Source organism: Phytoamicus setariae, assembly GCF_016722925.1.
In the GTDB taxonomy this organism is placed as follows: Bacteria; Pseudomonadota; Alphaproteobacteria; order Rhizobiales; family Rhizobiaceae; genus Rhizobium_E; species Rhizobium_E setariae.
Genome location: NZ_JAEQNC010000008.1, coordinates 87176 through 107875, shown reverse-complemented (window position 1 = coordinate 107875; position 20700 = coordinate 87176). Strand labels below are relative to the sequence as shown.

Sequence of the window (20700 nt, the reverse complement as noted above, 5' to 3'; positions counted from 1 at the left end):
TCCCTACCAACCGCCGACCCAGCCACGGAACAGGCCTTCCGGCATGGTGTCATCGTCCAGGCCGACCAGGAAGTCGAAGTCGCATCCGCGATCCGCCTGCAGCACATGGCGGCCGTAGAGCGCGCGGTATCCTCTCGTGAACCGCTGTGAAGATGGCATCCAAGCGGCGCGGCGTCTAGCCATCTCGTCCTCCTCGACCAGAAGGTCAAGCCGGCGCTCGTCGACATTGAGCTCGATTATATCGCCAGTCTCGACCAACGCGAGTGGGCCACCGATTGCCGCTTCCGGGGCCGCGTGCAGGACGGCCGTGCCATAGGCTGTGCCGCTCATACGGGCGTCGGATACGCGCACCATATCGCGGATACCTTGTTCCATCAGGTACTTTGGGATCGGCAACATGCCCCACTCTGGCATCATCGCACCAACAGGCCCTACCCCCCGCAGGACCAGAACTGTATTCGGCGTGATAGCCAGGGCCGGATCGTCGATCCGATCGGAAATTTCCTGCACGCTCTCGAACACATACGCTGGTCCCCGGTGGCTGAACAAGGCGCCGTCCGCCGCGCTTGCCTTCAATACCGCACCGCAAGGAGCGAGGCTGCCGCGCAGCACCGCCAGGCCAGGTCCCGGTTTGATCGGTCGGTCGAGGGGGCGGACTACGTCGGTGTCTTCAGTTCGGTCTCCACCGAGCAAATCGCCGAGTTCGACGCCTTCAATCGTGTTACACCCACGGTCGATCAGGTCTCCCAACCGGCGCAATACCGTTGGAATGCCGCCCGCCGAATAGAGCCGTGATGTCAAATGCACGCCGGACGGCTGTATATCGCCGATCAGAGGCGTCTGTCGTGCGATCGCATCGAAACGATCCAAGGTAAGGTCGACGCCGACGCGCCCTGCCAAGGCCAGCAGGTGAAGAATGACATTCGTAGACCCACCAAGCGCGCAGAGCGTCGTAATGGCGTTGTCGAACGCCGCCTTGGTAAGGATATCGCTCGGTCGCATGCCGTTCTGACCCGCAGCCTCAACGATGCGCCTGCCGGCCTGACGCGCGACCTGTGCGCGCCGACCGTCGGGAGCCGGGATCATCGTACTGCCCAGCAACGCCACCCCGAGCGCCTCGCAGACCGCTGCAACGCTAGAGGCGGTTCCCATCTCGCTGCAATGGCCGGCCGTAGTCATGATCTCGTCTTCAAAGCGAACGAAGTCATCCGAACCGGCTGCGCCGGAACGCAGGTTGTCGACGAACCGCCAGACTGTCGTTCCGGTTCCCTGCACGCCTTGGGGTGTGTCGCGCGGGATGGACGGGCCGCTGGTCACGACGATGGTCGGCACGTTGGCGCTTGCAGCCCCCATCAGCAGACCGGGTATCGTCTTGTCGCAGCCGCCGAGTAGCACCACTCCGTCGAGCGGATAGCCGCGGATCATCTCTTCCGCCTCCATCGCCAGCAGATTACGGAACAGGAAGGACGTTGGCTTGATGAGGTTTTCGCTGAGCGACATAGCGGGAAGTTCGAAGGCAATGCCACCGCCTTCCTGCACCCCTTGGCGCACTTCCTTCGCCAGGTAGCGAAGGTTGAGGTTGCACGGATTGATGTCTGACCATGTCGAGACGATGCCGATGACAGGCCGCCCGCCGAAATCGCGCCGATGCAAACCCGTCGGCGTTAGGGTGGATCTGTGCACGAAGCCGGGCAGGTCCTGTGCGTCGAACCAGTGACGGCTACGGGGGTTGCGAGGACGCGTAGTCATGTTCGTTTTGTCCTTCCACGAGTGAGCAGCTTGCCGATCGGACGAGCCAAGGGCGTCGTCGCCAGGCTGGCCATCAGCGGCCTCAGATATTCATTGTCGAAGGCCATCGCTGCCAGCGATCGTCGTTGTTGCGGTTGACGCACGTCGTCCTGTCGCGGCAGCCAGGGGCGCGGAGTGTCCATTCCGAGATCGGTAAGCACCGCCATAGCGGCATTGAACCCGCTGGCACCCATGACGCCGCCGCCGGGATGCGTGCCCGCTCCGCAGAGATAGAGCCCCCCGATTGGCGCAGCATAGCCTTTGCGCAGCTCGCCAGGCCTGCCTCCCATGAGGCGAGACAAGGACATGGCGCCTTGATAGATGTTGCCGCCCGTCAGCCGGTAGGTGCGCTCCCAGTCCAGTGGGGTACGGCATTCCGCCGCCAGGATGTGCCCGCGCAGATTCGGAGCGTAGTGCAGGAAGGTTTCGACGACCCGCTTGGTGAACCGCTCCTTCTCGCTGTCCCAGTCGCTACCAAGCAGGGCAAAAGGAAGCTGCTGCACGCCAAGCGTGATGACGTGATGGCCGGACGGCGCGAAGCTGTTGTCTCGGACCGTGTCGATCAGTGCTTCCAGTGCGAACTGCTCGGGAATTCGGCCACGCCGTTGAGCATCCCAGCCATCCTCGAAAAGGTCCATCGATGGCCCCAGGAACAAATGGCCCTCATGTTCCGGCCCTGGCTGCGACGAGCCGAAGCCGATGAACTCCGGCAGGCGGTCGACCGCGAGATAGACGCGGGCCATCGTCCCACGCATGTCGTAGTCCTGTATGGATTTCGACAGGACCGGCGGAAGATTTTCCTCGCCGACCAGACCGAAGAATGTGCGATGGGGATCGGCGTTCGAGATAACCAGGTCCGCAGCGACGATTTCGCCACCTTCGAGCTCGACGCCAGTCGCTTCACCACGCCTGGTCACGATTCGCCGGACGGCGGCGTTGGTGCGGACCGTCGCGCCAGCGGCTGTCGCGCTGTCGGCGAGGGCGCGGGTGATGGATCCCATTCCGCCGCGGGCATATCCCCACATGCCGAACTGACCCATGAACTCGCCGACGCAGTGATGCGCCAGCAGGTAGGCCGTGCCCGGCGTCGCTGGCCCGCCATACATCGAGACCAGACCGGGGAAGACGAAGTGGCTCTGCAGTTGCCTGGATGTGAAATAGCGCTCAACGAGATCACGCACGCTGCCGGTTATGAAGCGTTCGAACAGGGCCTGCTGGCTGGCGTCCTCGAATGATTTGACGAAGGACGATAGGCTCGGCGGCTGCGACATGATCGTCGGCCCGATGATCTCGCCTAGCCGCTGCATGTCCATGCCGAACTGCATGAAACCTTCGAGATCGTTCTTGCCATATTTCGCCCTGATCTCCTTCAAAGTGCGATCAAGGTCTTTCCACATCAGGAAGTTGGAACCGTCGTCAAAGATCGTGCAGCTGATCGCCTGGTTGGAGGCGTATAGTTCGAGCCCGTGCCGTGACAGCTGCAGGTCCTCGATCACTTCCGGTCGGAGCAGGCCGACCACAAAAGAGGCCACGCTCATCCTGTACCCCGGAATAATTTCCTCGGTGACCGCGGCGCCGCCGACCACGTCCCGCGCCTCGACAACGGTCACCTCGAGGCCAGCTTTCGCCAGATAGGCTGCCGCCACCAGTCCGTTGTGCCCGGCGCCGACGACAATGACTTTGCTTGAACTCGACATCAGGCGCCTCTGGAATGCGTGTTGAGCCAGGCACATGCCTGTTGGATGCGCGCAAGAGTTTCGTCCATCAGGCGGTCATCGTGAACGCTTGCGGGCATGAGAGTGCCGCGGGCCTGGGTGTGGACGCCGTGTCGCAACAGCGCCTCGGAAAACTCGGAGACCAAAGCGCCGTCGGCGCCATGGAGATCGGAGTAGCGTTCGATCGTTCGATCCTTGGGCAAACCGACGATGCTGATCAACGCACCGAAATGGCAGACCTTTAGAGCCAGGCAGGCGTCGTCGATTGCCGCCTGAATTCCAAGCGCGAGCCTTTCGCTACGCTCATTGAGCTGTGCATAAAAGCCATCCTCACTGTAACAATCGATCGCCGCCAAACCTGCAGCCAGATTCACCGCGTGCCCGTTGAACGTTCCCATATGGGGCAGACGGCCTTTCGCAGTGAGCGAAAGGATGTCGGCGCGTCCGACGACTGCCGAGACCGGATAACCGGCGCCGATCGCTTTGCCCAACACGCATAGGTCAGGCTTGATGCCGAGGAGGCCATGGGCGCCGCCGAGACCCATGCGAAACCCCGTAACAACCTCATCCATGACGAACACCGCTCCGTGCTCGCTAGTGAGGCGCCGGACAGCATCCAGAAAATCAGCTTGCGGGCGGATTGCCCCCGCTTGCGGCACGCCTTCCATGATGACGGCGGCGATCGACCTGCCGTGCAAAGCAAAGACGGCTTCGAGCGCCTCCGGATCGTTAAACGGCAGGATCAACAGGTGGGGATTGCTCGGCGCGATCCCCGCCGTGGCAGGCAAATGCGGGCGCAGAGCTGGCGAAGCCTGGTTGATCGGCGGCTGGCCGGGCGTGCCGTAGCACATCGGATCGAACCAACCATGATAGTTGCCTTCGAACTTGACGATCAGCTCCCGGTTGGTGAAGGCGCGGGCCAGCCTCAACGCCATGTGCACGGCTTCGCTGCCGGTGTTGGACAGGATCACCCCCTCCGCACACGGCAGGCAGTCCACCAATCGCGCCGTGAATTCGGCTTCGGCCCGATGCGGGGCGCCGTACAAAAATCCACGCGACAACTGCGCGGTCACGGCGTCGATGACGGCGGCCGGCGTATGTCCAAGCAACAGTGGCCCGAATCCCATGACGTAATCGATATAGTCCTGACCATCGGCATCGAACAACCACGCACCCTCGGCGCGTTCGACCATCAGCGGCGACGGTTTTGTCGAAGCCCTGGCCGCGCTGGTAACGCCGCCGGGAATGACGCGTGCGGCGTCCGCCAGGAGACGGACCGACATGTCGAAGACACGGTCACGCGACTTCAATTCGGTGTTCAACATCGCTACCTCTCTTTATATCAAACGGTTCGTTCAATATACCGAACTTTTTCATTGTGTCAATGGCGGGCCCGGCGTATATTCATGCCGAACATTTCGTTCATTCTGATAGATTCACCCAATTGGAGGAGCAATGGACCCGTACGCGATAAGCAAGCTGCCCATGCAGCATTTCATCGGCGGCGTTTTCACCGCTGGCCACGCCGTCGACAGGCTGGCAGTGTTCAACCCAGCCAGGGCAGAGCCGATTTTCGAGATCCCGCGCGGTACGGCGGCTGATGTCGAAGCGGCCGTTGCAGCCGCGCGCCGTGCTCAGCGCTCCTGGGCGCTGACGACGCCGTCCGAGCGTTCGCGGCTGCTCTACCGGCTTGCGGACAGCATGGAGGCAGAGATCGAGACGCTCGTGGCGATCGAGACGTTGAATGTTGGCAAGCCGCGCCGAAACGCCCACCAGGAAACCCGCTTTGCCATCGATCTGATCCGGTTCTGTGCCGGAGCCGCACGCTGCATGGAAGGCAAGGCTGCCGGCGAATACCTGCCGGGGCATACCTCCTTCATCCGCCGCGAGCCACTCGGCATCGTCGCCGGGATCACACCCTGGAACTATCCGATCGTGATGTTGGCCTACAAACTCGGTCCCGCCCTGGCGACCGGCAATGTGCTGATCCTGAAGCCCGCCGAGCAGACTCCATTGACCACACTCAAGGTGGCCGAACTCGCCGCGGAGATATTGCCGCCAGGCGTGTTTAATGTCGTGACCGGTGACGAGGTAGCGGGAGCGGCTATCGTGCGCCATCCCGATATCCGGCTGGTGTCCCTGACCGGATCGACCGCGACCGGCCGTATCATCGCCCGTGAGGCCACGTCGAACCTCAAGCGGGTCCATCTCGAGCTCGGCGGCAAGGCGCCCGTGGTTGTGCTGGACGATGCCGATCTCGACGCCGTCGTCGCAGGACTGCGCAAGGGTGCCTTCTATAACTCTGGTCAGGACTGTACTGCGGCGACGCGTGTCATCGCCGCTGCGGGGATCTATGATCGTTTGCGAGACGCGGTTGTCGAAATGGCCAAGGCAGTCCGCGTCGGCGATCCCGACACCGACGACACCGAGATGGGCCCGCTCGTCTCGGCGGAGCAGCTCGCGCGTGTCAGCGGCTTCATGGATCGAGCACGCGCGACCAAAGCCAATGTGCTGACCGGCGGCCTGCCCGGTGACCCATCAGGCTATTTCTTCGCGCCAACGATCGTTGCCGACGTCGAACAGAACCACGAACTCGTCCAGCACGAGGTCTTCGGTCCGGTGCTGACCTTGCAGAAGTTCGGGACTGAAGCAGAGGCGATCGCGTTCGCCAACGGCACCGACTTCGGTTTGGGGGCATCGTTGTGGACGCAGGATGTCGGCCGCGCGATGGCGCTGTCGCGCGACATCCAAGCGGGAGCCGTATGGGTGAACTGTCACGATGCGGTCACGCCGGAAATGCCGCATGGAGGCGTCAAGTGCTCTGGCTACGGTAAGGATCTGTCAATGTACAGCCTGGAGGACTATTCGCACATCAAGCATGTGATGGTCCGGCACGAGACAGCGTAACGTCGCGCTGTCGGAGACAAGCGGCCGGTGCTTCAAGCCCCGGCCGCCTTTGCTTGTGGAAATACGCGCGGCGTAGGTTTGACGCTCAGTGCCGACTGCAGCCGATTATGTGCAGCGCACGCGGCTGCCTGAATTCGCTGCCGGTGATGGGCGAAGGAACATTCGGGGCGAACGCTATGTGTCCGAATTTTGCGAGCAATGCGGCGATAGCAATCTCGGCCTCCAGCCGCGCCAGATGCGATCCCAGGCAGAAGTGCCGACCCATGGAAAATCCAATATGACGGCCTATATTGGGGCGGTCGATGTCGAAGGTATCGGGGTCCGGCCACAGAGCCGGGTCGCGATTGGCGGCGCCCAGCATGCAGCTCACTCTCTCGCCCTTGCGGATGAGGATGCCGGCGATCTCGAAATCGCGGGTCGCAAGCCGGATCGACGACTGAACTGGAGACGCCCACCGCATAGTTTCTTCGAGCAGCGCTTTGATGAGCGTAGGGTCCAAGCGCAGGCGCTCCTGCAGATTCTTGTCGGCGCACAAGACCCAGGTCGCGTTGAGGATTAGCGCCTCGACCGTCGAAATGCCGCCGAAAAAGATCGTCAGCGCATTTCTCGCCACGTCATCGGCGGCCGTGCCGCCGTCACCTTTCAGCGCTCGGATGAAGCCGCCGGCGTCCGGTCGGGCAAGCCGGTCCTTGAACATCTCCATGAAGTCGGCGCTGCTCGTCTTGCCGCGCGCCTCGATTTCGGCGACGCCGCCGAAATTCGACAGCGCCCGCTCGAAGTCGTCGTACCATTGACGCATCGACGGTTCGAGCGTGTCAGAAAGGCCGATGAAGTCAAGGATGTTGAGGACCGGATAGCGCGAGGCGAAGCACGAGCGAAGTTCGATCTTTGTGTCGTTCAAAGACGGGCCGAGCAGTTGGGCAGCGCGCTGCCTGATGCTTTCCGTCATCGTCGCACGAACGGAGGTCGGCGTGAAATACTGGTGCAGCGGCCGACGGTACTTGTCGTGCTGCTCGCCATCGACGCTCAGGATCTGCGGTCCGAAGATCACCGAAAGCAAGGACTGTGGATCCGCTACTGTGAACGCGACACTGTCGCGGAGCACCGTTGCGATGTCCTGATATCGTGTGAGCAGCCATGACTGCAGGCAGGCAGCCCAAGTAACCGGCTCGCTGCGGCGCAACCGCGCATAGATTGGATTGGGATCGCGGTCCAGCGAATCGAGATCGATCGATGCGCCGATCGGGAACTGTTTTTCCCGCTCCTTGTTCAGTTGGGTCATCATATGCTCCTCCCCATGTTGGCAACAGCCAGCATAGCGGAAGTCTCTATATTGTACAGTAAAACGTACAAATAGTTCGTTATATTTACCTAGGAAAAGGGCGTTTGGCCCCGTGCGCCACGCAGTGTGTAGGCCATGATGACGATCGTCTTGGCGTCCTTGCCGAGTGCGGTGATGCGGGCACCCTCATGCAGCGGGTACTGGATCATGTCGCCGCTGCCCAGCACATAACTCTCGGTCTTGATTTCGATGCGCAGGTCGCCTTCGACGACGTAGATCTGCTCGATGGCATCGCTTTCCGGCTGGACTGAATCGAACGGCGTATCGGCGAGAAACACCACCTCGTGCAGATCCACCGATGAGTTATGATGACGCGTGACCAGCCGGCCCCTGGTGGCAGGGCCATGGACATAGAGCCCGTCCGCGGCCCGCATGACGCGGGGCTCGGGACTGGCGAGAAGGTCGCCTGGCATTACGCCCAGGACACTGGCGAGCGCCGCCAGCGTCACGATGGTGGGATTGCCGCTGCCGCCTTCCAGATTGGACAACGTCGCCTTGGCGATGTTGGACATCCGTGCGACTTCGGAAAGCGAGAGCCGCCTCTCACGGCGCAGGCGGCGCAGGTTTTCTCCGACGGTCAGCGCAACTTGATCGGCTCCCGTCTGGGCGGGCGGGTTCGTCACTTGTGCAATGCGACTCATCTCGTTCACTCTCTGCGTTGTTCACGCAATAGGTTGAACGAGATTCGCCGGCCACGTCAACGGTGCTTCATCGCGCGAACAGCGGCCAATACCGCCAGCAAGGTGGCTGCCATCGCGACCCAGGGTACCATCGAGATGTCGCTGCCGGTTTCCAGAAGTGTCGCAGCCACGAATGGACCGAGGCCGAGTCCCGCCAACTGCGTGAAAACTCCGACCGAGAGCGACCTCATGTCGTCGAGCGTTTCGGCAAGGCCGCCCATCAGGAACGGCGTCACGTAGCACCAGGCGAACTGGAGGCCGCAGACGGCAATGGCGAAATAGAGCGCATTAACCGGCAGGATCATCATGTAGAGCAGGGCAACAGTGGCGATGAGGGCAATCGCTACAGGTATACGGCGCCCACCCCGTTTGCCCTGTATCGCATTAACGAGGCCTCCGAGAAAGCCGGTCGCACTGGAGGCCGCAAGGCTCAATCCGAAGACGGACGGGTCTATGCCGGACACCACCGCGATGCGCTCGACGAAAGTCCAGACAGCACCCTGCGCCGTATACAGAAGCACAATCGCGATGAGAATTTCGCTCGAAGCGGCGAGGTTTCCCGCCCCGGAAGACGAACGCGCGAAATGGATGCTGTCTGCTACCCGCCAATAAGCGGCCATCAGCAGAACGGCGATTGCGGCGAGACCGAAGAAGATGCCGGCGATGCCGATCCGCTCCAGCAGCCATGGCAAGGTGAAGTAGGCAACACCCGACACGGCCAGGGCGACGGCCAGCAGCAGCCCAAAGTAACGGTCCGGGTCACGGGTGCTGCCGAGCGCCACATAGGCGGCGGCAAGGCAGGCGCCGCCGCCTAGGCCGGCAACGAAACGCAGCGCGTAGATGAGCGGTACGCTCGCGCCGTGATCGATCAGGAAGAACCCAGCCAACGCATTTGCGATAGACAACATAAGCAGCCCCAGCCCCGTCAAAGCTGCCGGGCGCGCCCGCGCCATGGCGAGCGATCCCAAGGCGGCTCCCCAAAGCTCGATCGCGACGGAGAAGCCGGCACTCGACGCCGTCCATGGCTCGATGACCACGAGGCCGGCCACATAGAATGGGGCCAGCATGAAACTGCACGCGCCCAAGATGCCGATGGCGAATACGAGGCCCGTGACCCCTACAGAAATATTGACCTGCCGGTCCATTGAATCGGTTTGCAAAACTCTTCCCTCCCTGTTCGTTTACCAGCCGTTTCGGATTCTTTGATGGATAAGGCTATTGAAACGACCGAAATGTATGTTATATCGAACGCACTGTCAATCGTACCGAACATACCGGAGGCCGCCCTCCGGAGAGGAGGATCAACATGATCGGAGGACGTATCTTGATGACTACCGTTTCATGCATTTCCGTGCCGAACCAGCGGTGGGGCAACAGATGACGGCGGCGAAAGTCGTGATCCTTGGCGCAGGCCAAGCCGGCGCACAGGTTACCTTCTCCTTGCGCCAAGGTGGATTTCCCGGCGAAATCCATATGATAGGAGAGGAACCCGAGCCCCCCTATCAGCGTCCGCCCCTCTCGAAGGCCGTCCTTTTCGGCACGATATCGGCCGAGCGCTTGCGCTTGAGGCCGGAGGCTTGGTACGCGTCCAACAATGTCCACCTCCATCTTGCGCGCAAGGCTGTGAAGATCGATCGGCGGAGTCGCATCGTGGAATTGGACGATGGTTCTGAAATCTCCTTCGAGCGCCTCGTCATCGCCACGGGCGCACGACCCCGTACCCTGCCTGTGCCGGGTAGCGAACTCCGCGGCGTGTTCAACCTGCGCAGCTTATGCGACGTCGCCCGACTGAAGCCGTTTCTGGTGCCATCTGCAAGGGTCGTCATCGTCGGCGCCGGCTACATCGGTCTGGAGACGGCAGCAGCGTTGCGTGTGATGGGCCTGGAGGTATTGGTGATTGAGCAGGCGGACCGGGCGTTGGCCCGCGTGACCAGCCCACTCATCAGCGAATTCTTCGCGCAGGAGCACCGCCGACATGGCGTTGAGATCCGTACCCGCACCCAACTGCATGAAATCGTCGGCAGGGACAGCCGTGTTGCTGCTGTGCGGATGGCGAATGGCGATGAGGTACCGGCCGACATCGTGATTGGAGGGATCGGCATCGTGCCGAACGGACAACTAGCTGCGGATGCCGGCCTCGATTTCGACGGCGGCATCGTAGTCGATGAGAATGCGCGCACCGGCGATCCCCAAATTTTCGCTTGTGGCGACTGCACGCGCCGTCCGATCGTCCGCTATGCACGCAGCGGGCGCCTGGAGAGCGTTCACAACGCGATCGAGCAGGGCAAGCAGGCGGCGGCCGCCATTTTAGGGAGCCCTCGCCCGGTGGACGAATGCCCATGGTTCTGGTCCGATCAGTATGATCTCAAGCTTCAGATCGCCGGACTCTCGGAAGGGCACGATGAAGTCATCTTGCGCGGCAACCCCGCTGACCGGAAGTTTGCCGCGTTCTACTTCGGGGCTGGCCGGCTGCTGGCGGTCGATGCCGTAAACGCGCCGCCCGAATTTGTCGTCGCAAAGCGATGGATCGAGGCGGGAACGACGGTCGCGCGGGAACTTGTTGCCGACACCTCGATGTCCATGAAGCAAATCGCCGAGCAGGCCGGGAATGAGGAGCAGTGCGTTGCCTAAGATCATCTACACGAGCCACGACGGCGAGGAACGCATCATTGAAGGAATCGTTGGCGAGTCCGTTATGGAAACTGCCGTCAAGAATGCCGTGCCCGGCATTGATGCCGAGTGCGGTGGCGCTTGCGCCTGCGCCACTTGCCATGTCTACGTCGATGCGGCGTTCCTCGACCGACTTCCGGCGCTGGCGGACATAGAATTGTCGATGCTGGAGTTCGCCGAAGGCATTCGCCCCAACTCCCGCCTTTCCTGCCAGATCGCGGTTTCGGAGGATTGCGATGGCCTGAGGGTCACCACGCCCGAACGGCAGCATGCAGATCATGCTCGCGCACCAGCCGCTTCATCTCCTTGTGGTTGACGACGATGCCGCGCTTCCAGCGGCGATAGCCGTGTGCCTCGACGCTGTCAGAGATCTTGCCCTTCTTCTCGACAAGCGCCGTGGGGGCGTTGTCACGTAAACGAGCTATCACCGGTTCATCTCGATCTTTTCGGCGCTTCGCAATCTATTCGTTACACCGCTTCACCATCGCTCCGCGCTCGCCACTCACACTCATCGCGTCCGCGCCATGGCGCACTGGAAAGTCGTGACTGGCGCCGTTGCCTGATCTCGGGAAACGGCCGAATTGATCGCTCTCAGCCCGATAATGTGACAACTCCATTTTATCGTCTCGTAGCGGTTTTCCGCCGGTTGCCAGGGCATAGTTCCATTCCATCAAAGGCAAAGCGAGGGGCCAAATAGCCAAGGCCCGCCACATTAGCTAAAGGTCCCTCGCCGGACCCTCAAAGGTGGGTGGGAGGCCTTCGAGGGCTATCTTTCGACGATCGCTACGCTGCGGGCGAAACCATTTGTTCGCCAGCAGCAGCGTTTACCGCCGAAAGCCGTACGATGAAGTCCTTCATGATGCCATTGCGGTTTATCGCGTAGACATAGCGCATCATGTGGCGCGAGCGGTCCAGGCTGTAATGCATGTCATCCGTGAGTATGGGTGTGGGCATAAGAACCGAAGGTGCCCAATCAGCATTCAGGACCCATGCCGTCGCACCCATATCCCAGATCTCTTTTGCCCAGCCGACATGGTCGTCACAATATCCCTTGAAACGCATCGCGAGAAACCGGCCGATTTCACCGCTCGGTTCAACGTAGCGTTCGATCTCCGGGACGGTGCTGTGCAATATGGAGGTGACGCCTTCGCAGGGCACGAGCACCAGCGGGACGCCGGAATCGAACAGCACCTGCGTTCCACCGATATCCTGCTCGAGGTTGAATTCGTTCTGATGCTGCCAGTCGATTGCATGGCCGCCAAGCCAGACGACGACAATCCGATCGATGATATCGGGCGCTGCGAGGATCGCCGAAGCGACATTGCTGATCGCAGCCATCGCGATGACATAGAGCGGATCGCCGGAAGACGAATTCCTCGCCCGAGCGATCAAGTCATCAACCGCCGGGGCGCTCACCGGCTGCTTTCCCGGCCCTACATAGTTGGTCACGCCTCGATAGACCAAGCCTTCGTGAGGAATGGACAGGCGCTGCAGAAGCGCCAGGATCTCCTCATAGCTGAGTTCCATTCCGCCGCCAGGATCGTCATTCGTCTCGTTGACGAATGGAGCCGCATAGATCGCCTCGACATCCACGCTTTCGGGAGAAAGCAGTGCATGCACGATGGCGAACTGGTCGTCGATTTCATTGTAGGTGTCCGTATCGATGACAATGCGGCGTTTGCCGGATCGCGGCGCAAGCATTGAAAGTCGATAGGATTCGGACATGGACATTGAATCTTCCTTTTTGATTAGTGCGCGCCGCGCAGACGTTCGGCGACGCCACGCAGGACACGATCGAGATTGATGGCAAGGAGGCAGAAGACCAGACCGGCGGTGATGCCGAGCCCGGCATCGGCTTTTCCCAAAGCGATGTAGATCTGCTGCCCGAGTTCGGCCGTGCCGACCGTGGCCGCTATGGGGAGCATGGTGATGGCGGCCATCACGACCTGGTTAAGACCAAGCAGCAGGGCGGGACGCGCCGTGGGCAGCTGCACAAGCACCGTGCTCTGCAGCGGCGTGCAGCCGAGCTGTGTTGCCGTTTCGAGCAGATTCGCCGAGACGCTTCTCAATCCTGCCTCGGCATAGCGGATGGCCGGCACGACGGCATAAAGCGAGATAGCGATCAGACCCGCGAATTCCCCGACTTTGAAGAACATCAGAGCCGGGATCAGAAAGACGAACTGCGGCATCGTCTGAAGAGCGTCGTTGACCGGCCGGATGACGGCTGAAAACCGATCGCTACGCGCCGCGATGATTCCGATCAGTCCCCCGACAAATGCGCAGAGCACCACCGACACGATCACGAGGTAGAACGATTTTACGAAAGGCACCCAAAAGCCGGTCACGAGGACAAAGGCAAGGCTCAGACCGGTAAAGATCGCCAGCCTCATGCCCGATGCGCGCCATGCGCTCCAGACAGCGAGGGCGATCGCCGCGGGCCAAGGAAACGCAACCAGGCCTGTATAAAGCAGCATGGCAAGGCAGAGGGTCGCGGCGGCGGCCGACGGTCTGCCCCGCATCAGTTGTCGAAGCGAGAACAAAGTTGCGAACACGGCATATGTCGCGGTCACGGCAGGGGTCATCGAAAATCCCCAGGTGATCGGCAGCACAGCTCCGGACAGTCCGACGCGCAACGGCAGCACGAGATAATAGAGGACGGCATTCTTTATGGCGTCGAGTACGTCGCTATAGCGTGCCACGAAAGCCAGAAGCGCCTCATTAAGAACCTGAAAGTCGACGACACCCCGGCCTTCGTTCCAGGCTCTCAGTGTATCCGGGAAAAAGTGGCGCGCGACCGCGCCGACAGCAATAACCGCTGCTGCGGCAAACAGCACCCTCAACCAGCGAATTTTCCGCAGCCTAGTATCGTTCGCAGGAACGGTTGCGAAGAGGCTGCCGGTGATCCGGTCGATGACGATCGAAATCATCACAATGACCAGTCCTGCCAGCAGACTCTTTCCAAGATCGGCCTGCCGTAGTCCGCTCAACACCGCCCAGCCGACATCGTCGAAGCCGCCGATGATCGATGCCGTGATGACCATGCTCAGCGCGGCCATGGTGGTTTGGTTGAAGCCAAGGCCCATCATGCCGCGGGCCGAAGGGAGCTCGACCCAGACAAGTCGTTGCCAGGTCGTGCAGCCGCTCATTTCCGCGACCTCGCCACGTTCCGCCGGCACTTCGGTAAGGCCGCTGAGGGTGCACCGCGCCATCGGCGGGATCGCATAGATCGCTGTCGCAACGAGGCCGGCGATCGGGCCGAAGCCGAACAGGAGAAGCAGCGGCAGCAGATAGGCGAAGGCCGGAAAGGTCTGCATGAAGTCGAAGACCAGTTCCAGTGCGTGCCGAATTCGGGGCAGGAAGAATGCGCCCAGTCCAAGCAGGAAGCCTATAGTGACCGAAAGCGGAACAGCAAGGATAACGAGAGACAACGTCGCCATGCTTTGCTGCCAGAAACCGGCAAGCACGATATAGGCGATGGCGCCGAGGCTGAGAGCGGCCATCCGAAGGCCGCCGGCCTTGAAAGCGATTAACGCAACGGCTGAGGCAACCGCCGGCCAGGGGAGAAATTGCAGCGCGCCGATGAGCGCTTCGAGCAGAGCTGACGCCACCTTGCTCGCAACGGAGGTAAGGGGCAATATCGCTGGGACAAACCAGCCGAGCATGGCATTGACGGCCGCCGGCACAGGAATGGCCCAAGCCTGTGGAAAGGCGGCGACTTCCGGCGACATCTTTCCGGCGGCCAAGCATAACAGGACAAGGGCAGGCATTGCCGCCACCTTAAAAAAGGCGGGTCCATTGAAGGTCATATTGGAACGCCTCATGCCAATGCCGCTCGATCGCCACGCAACAGGCGGGTAATATCGGACGCGGATATCCTCCCTACAATTTTATCCGCTGCGTCGCGTATGCCCACGGTGCCCGACCCGCCAAGCAAGTCCGGAAGGAGCTCCTCCAAGGTGTCATCGACCGAAAATACGCTCAACGGCCGCTCGCTGTCGGAGGAGGGCGTCATCAGTTCGCCGGCCCGGATTACCTTCAGAAGCGGTACGTCGCGCAGGAACTCGGCAATATAGTCGTTGGCGGGGGCAAGGGCGATTTCAGCCGGCGTACCGATCTGGACAATCGCGCCGTCACGCATGATGGCGATCCGGTCAGCTAGCCGGAATGCCTCCTGCACGTCATGCGTGACGAAGACGATCGTCTTTCTCAGAATCTTCTGCAGGCGGATGAACTCGTCCTGCATTTGCCGACGGATCAGTGGATCCAGAGCCGAAAACGGCTCGTCGAGAAACCAGATTTCCGGCTCGGCAGCAAGCGACCGGGCAATTCCGACGCGCTGTTGTTGTCCGCCGGAAAGCTGGCTTGGGTATTGAGCCTCACGGCCCCTCAACCCGACCAGCTCAGTCATTTCCCGGGCCCGAGCTTCTCGTGTCGCCCTATCGATGCCCTGAACCCGCAGCGGAAAGGCAACGTTGTCGAGAACGGTGAGGTGGGGCAGAAGGCCAAAGTTCTGAAAGACCATCCCCATGGCCTTACGACGGACTTCCGTCATCCGTCGGCGGTCGGCCATCAGCAGGTCCTCTCCATCCAACGTTACACTGCCGAAGGACGGTTCGATCAATCGTGTCAAGCAGCGCAGGAGCGTGGACTTACCCGATCCGGACAAGCCCATCAGCACGAAGATCTCCGCCTCGTGGATATCGAGTGTAGCGCCAGCGACAGCTGCGATATGCTGGTGCGCCGCCCGATCCGCTCCCGGCTTTCCCTGGCTATCCCGAGAGGCGCGCGCGATTTCCGCGGCCTCCCGAGGCTTTACTCCGTAGATTTTCCAAAGGTCTTGGCAGGCAAGCTTCACGGGGCCTGCCGGTATATGCGCGGATTTCATAGCGGCTCTCCGATGATTGCGATCGGCTTACTTTTTCGCAGCATCAATCGAGGGGGACCAACGAGCAGAATTCGCACCGATCCATGCCGCGACAACGGCGCCGATCTCTTTCTTGTCTTGGTCGACCTCTGCAATCATTTTTTGCTGATCGTCGGCGCCGAGCTGGTAGAGCTTCATGAAATCATAGGCGGCGGGCCATTTCTTGCCGAAGTCTGCACGAACCACCTTGATCACCGGCGACGGCAGGATGCAGCGTGCGCCGTCTTTCGCGTCGCACGGCGGCATGTCGAGCCAGTTGAGTTTGACCTTTGTCAGAATCCAATGCGGAGCCCAGAACCGCATCAGCAGAGGCTTGTTGGCCGCAGCAGCCGCTTGGAGTTCGGCGACAAGGGCACCTTCCGAACCAGCCGGTACAGCCGTCATTGGGAGCTTGAAATCTGCAATCTCATTGGCTGAGGCCGTACCCCAATCGGCCGGATAGTCGAGGAGGCGACCGTTGGGAAGCGTTTCGGCTGTTGCCAATGCAGCGGCGCAAGAAGGTTCCAGCAAGGCCTTCCAATCCGGCAGGCCCGGGCAAGCCTCCTTGGTCGCATCCGTGTAACCCCAGCCGTCGCGCGCATTGAGGCCGAGATCGCCAACGACTTCGACCTCTTTTGCCGCAAGCATCTTGGGATAGATATCGCCGAGGTTATTGGTCCACAGTTCCGGCGTCATGTCGATCGAGCCGTCCTGCATGCCGATCCACTGCGGGAACGCGCCGGCGGTCTGGTATTGAACCTTGTATCCGAGCTTTTCGAGGAGTTGGCCAGCGAGATGGGCGGTAATATTCTGCCCGGTCCATTCGTTCAATGCAATTCGAATAGGGGCGTCTGCATCGCCAAGCGGCGCCGCCGCACCCAGGGTTGGCCCGAAAGCCACAGTCACTAACGCAGCTGTCGCAAAGCAAATGGATCGAACGCTCTTCATGGCAATCTCCTTTGTGTTCCCGCTTTTGATGGTATATGTAATTCAAACCGTCCAGCCGGTCTATAACAAACCGTCCAGCCGGTCGAAATTTTTCATCTGTAGGGTTTTATCTTGCGGGTGATTTGCTATGTCTCGCCATGGGCGCGGGCTTACGGAGCTAGAAAAGACAATGAATCAAGTGAAACTGGCACGAAAGGTTCGCAAAAGCGGCAACGAAATCAGAGCGCTGATTGTCGGTGCCGCCACCCGCATCGTGATGGAACGTGGAGCCGCGCGAATGACGCTGGCTGACGTTGCTACGGAAGCCGGTATCAGCAAAGGGGGATTGTTGCATTACTTTGGCTCAAAGGATGATCTGATCCGGGCCATGATCACGGCCGGCCTGGATTCGTTCGAGGAGAAGACGATGGCGATGGTGGCCACGGACCCGACGCCTGGCTCCTATCTTCGTGCCTATATTACGACGAGCTTTCCTGCCGAAGGCGCCGACGACATCGCCGCCGCGATGATTGCTGGCATCGCGACAGATCGCGATTTGCTTGAGGACTACGGAATGGAAAACGCCAAGTGGTCTAGCCGACTGGAAGCTGACGGGTTGGATTATTTCTATGCTCAAGTGATACGCCTCGCAGTTGACGGTCTCTACTTCAGTGAGGCCATTGGGCTGCCTCAGTTTAAACCCGACGATCGCAAGGCTTTTCTGAAGCGCCTGCTGGCGATGACGCAGGCAAAGCCAGGCGAAGGCACCGATTCCTCCGAGACACGGGAGCAAGACTGATGTTCAGGGAGTTGTCACTTCAACGAATTCGCATCACCGACAATCCACAACCGCAAAACCCAAAGAACAACCAATCAAGTCGTTCTGCAGCAGCCTGGTAGACATCAACCCTGTCTCGTGCTCGTCGCATTGCCGCGTGGGGCCACCACAACCGTCCGAAGCATCGTTTCAGATTATGCGACCGTCGCTATGATATACCACCAGCCCCGCGATATCTGATGTTATGTTATCCCTAGTGAATGTGGCTAAATATGCTAGGCTGCCTCTTACAGCTGATGCATGTTTGATGCGAACAGGATCTGGGAGGGTTCATGGTCGAGATTTTTTCTAAGCATGACGGCCCGCGTCGGGAGGACGCGCAAGTCAGGCGCTTACTGCAGCAGAACCGGGGCGTGATCACGCAGCTCGCGGACCAGTTCAGTGGCGGCCGCTATTCGGAATCGAAGAAACCGAAGCAATTGCCCCAAGCCGAAGGGCTGATCATCCATATAGGCGGTTCTGCTAAACCGGCTCCCGAACCGGAGCCGAAAATCCGGCTCACCACCAATGGCCGCGTCATCGCCGTCGATGTTCCCTCCGGGCGCCAGTTGCAGCATTTCGGCGACATCCGCGACCGGCGAGGCCTGAAGATTTTCGTTCTGGCGACGACGGCCAACGGCTTCATCGCACCGTTGGACGAGGCGAAGACCGAGGCGCTGGCCGATATTGACGGTGTCGTGCTGGGCCCGTCCTACTCAGGCGCAGACCTGGCGACCGACATCGGTCTCCGGCTCGATATTCCTCCCGAGACGTAAGCGCGATAAGCACAGCGCCTCTCACTTGCAGAATACGATGTTTGACGTCAGTTCCCTCGAGCGTGGATGTGATAGCCGTATGAAACAAGGTTCATATACGCCGGGAAGTCCTGCTCCGGTTCGACCGCCGCAGATTGGCGGCTTCATGTCCGGCGATCTCACGTTACACTCGGCCTATGATGAACTGATAACCATGCGCGCGTGGGAAACCCTGCTGGAAGGCAAGACGGAGCCTGCTCGGTCGTCGTTGCCGGTGAGATCGACAATTCATGATTCCTGGCATCGCTGCGCGAATGGCGGCATAGATGCCCAGCGAAACGAGGCACCGCTCGAAACCGACAAGGACGCCGTCGCTGCGCTTGCCAGAAGCAATTGGGAACTTTTGGCCGCCGCCACCCGACCCTTCGCGGCCATCGGACAACTGCTCGACGGCACTGGGGCAATGCTGGCTCTCGCCGATAGCGAAGGCGTGCTGATCAACGTGATCGGTGACAAGAAGACGATCTATGACGGCATGGACATCCATCTGGGGGTCGGCGGGAAATGGACCGAGGACGTTGTCGGAACCAATGGTATCGGCACGGCTCTCTGGACGGGCGAACCCGTGATTGTCCACGCCGCAGAGCATTTTTGCGCGGGCATTAAGACGTGGACATGCGCCGGTGCTCCGATCCGCGACCCGTTCGACGGCAAGGTCATCGGGGTCGTCGATCTTTCCGGACACCCGGACATTTTCAGGCCGCATAATATCGCGCTCGTCGCCGCAGCAGCGCGGGAAATCGAGCGGGCGCTGGCCGATTCACAGAACGAAGAGCGGATGCGGCTGCTGGAGGCCTTTATCGCATCGGCACGCAACTACCGTTCGAGCGATGGTGTCATGATCATCGACCGGCACGGCCGCGCGATCTACAGCAACAATGTGCCGATCGCCGCAAGAAAGCGGTTCGGTGACACGATCCGCCAGGGAACCCGCAGCTGTCGATTGCCGGAGTTGACCAACTCCGGCTTTCTCGACAGTGTCACGACAGCGTTGCCCCAGGACATGCAGTCCTGTGACGTCTGCCCGCTGGAGCTGGATGGAGACGTGCGCGGCGCGGCGCTGGTTTTCCCCAAGACCAGCAGCGGCAGGGTGGCTTCCTCCGGCATCAGCAGCACATCGCAACGCCTGAAGGATGAATGTGCGCTGATCGTCGGCGAGAGCGAGGCTCTTCGCTCGGCCATCGATATCGCCTGCCGGGTCGGCGAGACCGAAGATGTGACATCGTTGCTGATCGAAGGCGAAACCGGCGTCGGCAAGGAGCTGTTCGCTCGACTCATTCACGTCGCAAGCCAGAAATCCGCCAGCAGCCCCTTTATCGCCCTCAACTGCGGCGCCATCACCAAGGAGCTGTTTGGCAGCGAACTGTTCGGCCATGTCAGCGGCGCCTTCACTGGCGCCTCCAGGGAAGGCAAGCCCGGTGTCTTCGAGCTCGCCAGTGGTGGCGTCCTCAGTCTCGATGAAATCGGGGAGATGCCGCTGGATATCCAGCCGTTTCTGTTGCGCGTGCTTGAGGAGCGGGTGGTCCACCGCCTCGGCGACAGCCGTTCGCGGCCGGTCGATGTCCGGCTCGTCGCTTCCACCAACCGCGAACTCAAGGCAGAAGTGGCGGCCGGTCGCTTCCGTCGGGACCTTTTCTACCGGATCAGCACGGTGTCGATCCATGTTCCCCCGCTCAGGGAGCGCGGCAGCGACAGCCTGTTGCTGGTCGAACATTTCAATCGAAAGCTGGCGTCTCGCAAAGGAGGCGTGCCGCTGCATTTCTCGAACGAGGCGCTCGACACGCTGCTTGCCTATCACTGGCCGGGCAATGTCCGTGAACTGCGAAACCTCGTCGAACGGCTACATGTCCTCTCGCACAATGGTGTCGTCGGCATTCATGACTTGCCGGCGGATATGATCGACCCGCCTGAGAACCGTGTTGCCATCCCGGCTTCGCCGAATGCAGTCGCCGAAGCGGAAATTCCAATCTTCAGTTTCGATGATGCGGAACGGCACGCAATCAGGAATGCGCTTGCAGCCGAGCGCGGCAATCTCAGCAAGGTCGCCCAGCGTCTCGGCGTCTCGCGCCCGACACTGTACCGCAAGCTGGAGCAATTCGGTATCAAACGCAGCTTCGTCTGATCCCACAGGCCTTA

At 60.8% G+C, this 20700-nt stretch carries 16 protein-coding genes and 1 pseudogene; 7 read left to right on the top strand and 10 right to left on the bottom strand.

Features of this window, described 5'->3' with window-relative positions; translation table 11 throughout:
* Positions 1 to 3 precede the first annotated feature (3 nt).
* The 3 genes from JJB09_RS15560 to JJB09_RS15550 are packed head-to-tail and all read right to left on the bottom strand — an operon-like array spanning position 4 to position 4828.
* Positions 4 to 1749, bottom strand: a complete 1746-nt coding sequence (locus tag JJB09_RS15560) for a dihydroxy-acid dehydratase (RefSeq protein WP_201659945.1) — start codon at positions 1747 to 1749, stop codon at positions 4 to 6.
* Positions 1746 to 3485: a phytoene desaturase family protein gene (locus tag JJB09_RS15555; protein WP_201659942.1), complete on the bottom strand. Its 1740-nt coding sequence runs from the start codon at positions 3483 to 3485 to the stop codon at positions 1746 to 1748. Before JJB09_RS15555 ends, JJB09_RS15560 begins: the two co-directional genes overlap by 4 nt.
* Positions 3485 to 4828, bottom strand: coding sequence for an aspartate aminotransferase family protein (locus JJB09_RS15550; protein ID WP_201659939.1), 1344 nt, complete (start codon positions 4826 to 4828; stop codon positions 3485 to 3487). Before JJB09_RS15550 ends, JJB09_RS15555 begins: the two co-directional genes overlap by 1 nt.
* A gap of 130 nt (positions 4829 to 4958) precedes the next feature.
* On the opposite strand from JJB09_RS15550, the gene JJB09_RS15545 reads away from it, so the two are divergent.
* Positions 4959 to 6410, top strand: coding sequence for an aminobutyraldehyde dehydrogenase (locus tag JJB09_RS15545; protein WP_201659936.1), 1452 nt, complete (start codon positions 4959 to 4961; stop codon positions 6408 to 6410).
* Positions 6411 to 6495: 85 nt separating this feature from the next.
* Here JJB09_RS15545 and JJB09_RS15540 read toward each other — a convergent pair whose 3' ends face one another.
* The 3 genes from JJB09_RS15540 to JJB09_RS15530 all read right to left on the bottom strand — a co-directional run bounded on the left by JJB09_RS15540 (position 6496) and on the right by JJB09_RS15530 (position 9592).
* Positions 6496 to 7695, bottom strand: a complete 1200-nt coding sequence (locus JJB09_RS15540) for a cytochrome P450 (protein ID WP_201659934.1) — start codon at positions 7693 to 7695, stop codon at positions 6496 to 6498.
* An 86-nt stretch (positions 7696 to 7781) separates the two neighbouring features.
* Positions 7782 to 8393 carry a helix-turn-helix domain-containing protein gene (locus JJB09_RS15535; protein WP_201659931.1) on the bottom strand — a complete coding sequence of 204 codons (612 nt, stop codon included), beginning with the start codon at positions 8391 to 8393 and terminating at the stop codon, positions 7782 to 7784.
* 56 nt (positions 8394 to 8449) lie between these two features.
* Positions 8450 to 9592, bottom strand: a complete 1143-nt coding sequence (locus tag JJB09_RS15530) for an MFS transporter (protein ID WP_201659928.1) — start codon at positions 9590 to 9592, stop codon at positions 8450 to 8452.
* Positions 9593 to 9773: 181 nt separating this feature from the next.
* On the opposite strand from JJB09_RS15530, the gene JJB09_RS15525 reads away from it, so the two are divergent.
* The 3 genes and pseudogenes from JJB09_RS15525 to JJB09_RS15515 form a co-directional block, all read left to right on the top strand.
* A complete protein-coding gene (locus JJB09_RS15525) occupies positions 9774 to 11063 on the top strand; it encodes an NAD(P)/FAD-dependent oxidoreductase (protein ID WP_201659925.1) in 1290 nt (429 codons plus the stop codon).
* The gene (locus tag JJB09_RS15520; RefSeq protein WP_201659922.1) at positions 11056 to 11418 is read left to right on the top strand and encodes a 2Fe-2S iron-sulfur cluster-binding protein; all 363 of its coding nucleotides are present in this window, start codon (positions 11056 to 11058) and stop codon (positions 11416 to 11418) included. The genes JJB09_RS15525 and JJB09_RS15520 overlap by 8 nt, the downstream gene beginning before the upstream one ends.
* Before the next feature lie 112 nt (positions 11419 to 11530).
* Positions 11531 to 11665 (top strand): annotated as a pseudogene (locus tag JJB09_RS15515) (IS6 family transposase); the annotation flags it as partial.
* A gap of 220 nt (positions 11666 to 11885) precedes the next feature.
* Here the strand turns inward: JJB09_RS15515 and JJB09_RS15510 are convergent.
* Genes JJB09_RS15510 through JJB09_RS15495 form a run of 4 tightly spaced genes read right to left on the bottom strand, consistent with a single transcriptional unit; the run spans position 11886 to position 16953 of the window.
* Positions 11886 to 12833, bottom strand: a complete 948-nt coding sequence (locus JJB09_RS15510) for a nucleoside hydrolase (RefSeq protein ID WP_201659920.1) — start codon at positions 12831 to 12833, stop codon at positions 11886 to 11888.
* A 17-nt stretch (positions 12834 to 12850) separates the two neighbouring features.
* The gene (locus JJB09_RS15505; RefSeq protein WP_201659917.1) at positions 12851 to 14869 is read right to left on the bottom strand and encodes an ABC transporter permease; all 2019 of its coding nucleotides are present in this window, start codon (positions 14867 to 14869) and stop codon (positions 12851 to 12853) included.
* Between the two features lie 50 nt (positions 14870 to 14919).
* Complete coding sequence (locus tag JJB09_RS15500; RefSeq protein WP_201659914.1) at positions 14920 to 15987, bottom strand: quaternary amine ABC transporter ATP-binding protein; 1068 nt, start codon at positions 15985 to 15987, stop codon at positions 14920 to 14922.
* A gap of 27 nt (positions 15988 to 16014) precedes the next feature.
* On the bottom strand, positions 16015 to 16953 hold the full coding sequence (locus JJB09_RS15495) for an ABC transporter substrate-binding protein (RefSeq protein ID WP_201659911.1): 939 nt from the start codon (positions 16951 to 16953) through the stop codon (positions 16015 to 16017).
* 169 nt (positions 16954 to 17122) lie between these two features.
* Here JJB09_RS15495 and JJB09_RS15490 point away from each other — a divergent pair, with 169 nt between their 5' ends.
* From JJB09_RS15490 to JJB09_RS15480, 3 genes are all read left to right on the top strand, one after another.
* The gene (locus tag JJB09_RS15490) at positions 17123 to 17731 is read left to right on the top strand and encodes a TetR/AcrR family transcriptional regulator (RefSeq protein ID WP_201659908.1); all 609 of its coding nucleotides are present in this window, start codon (positions 17123 to 17125) and stop codon (positions 17729 to 17731) included.
* 311 nt (positions 17732 to 18042) lie between these two features.
* A complete protein-coding gene (locus JJB09_RS15485) occupies positions 18043 to 18525 on the top strand; it encodes a hypothetical protein (RefSeq protein WP_201659906.1) in 483 nt (160 codons plus the stop codon).
* 79 nt (positions 18526 to 18604) lie between these two features.
* The gene (locus JJB09_RS15480; RefSeq protein WP_201659903.1) at positions 18605 to 20686 is read left to right on the top strand and encodes a sigma-54-dependent Fis family transcriptional regulator; all 2082 of its coding nucleotides are present in this window, start codon (positions 18605 to 18607) and stop codon (positions 20684 to 20686) included.
* Positions 20687 to 20700 lie beyond the last annotated feature (14 nt).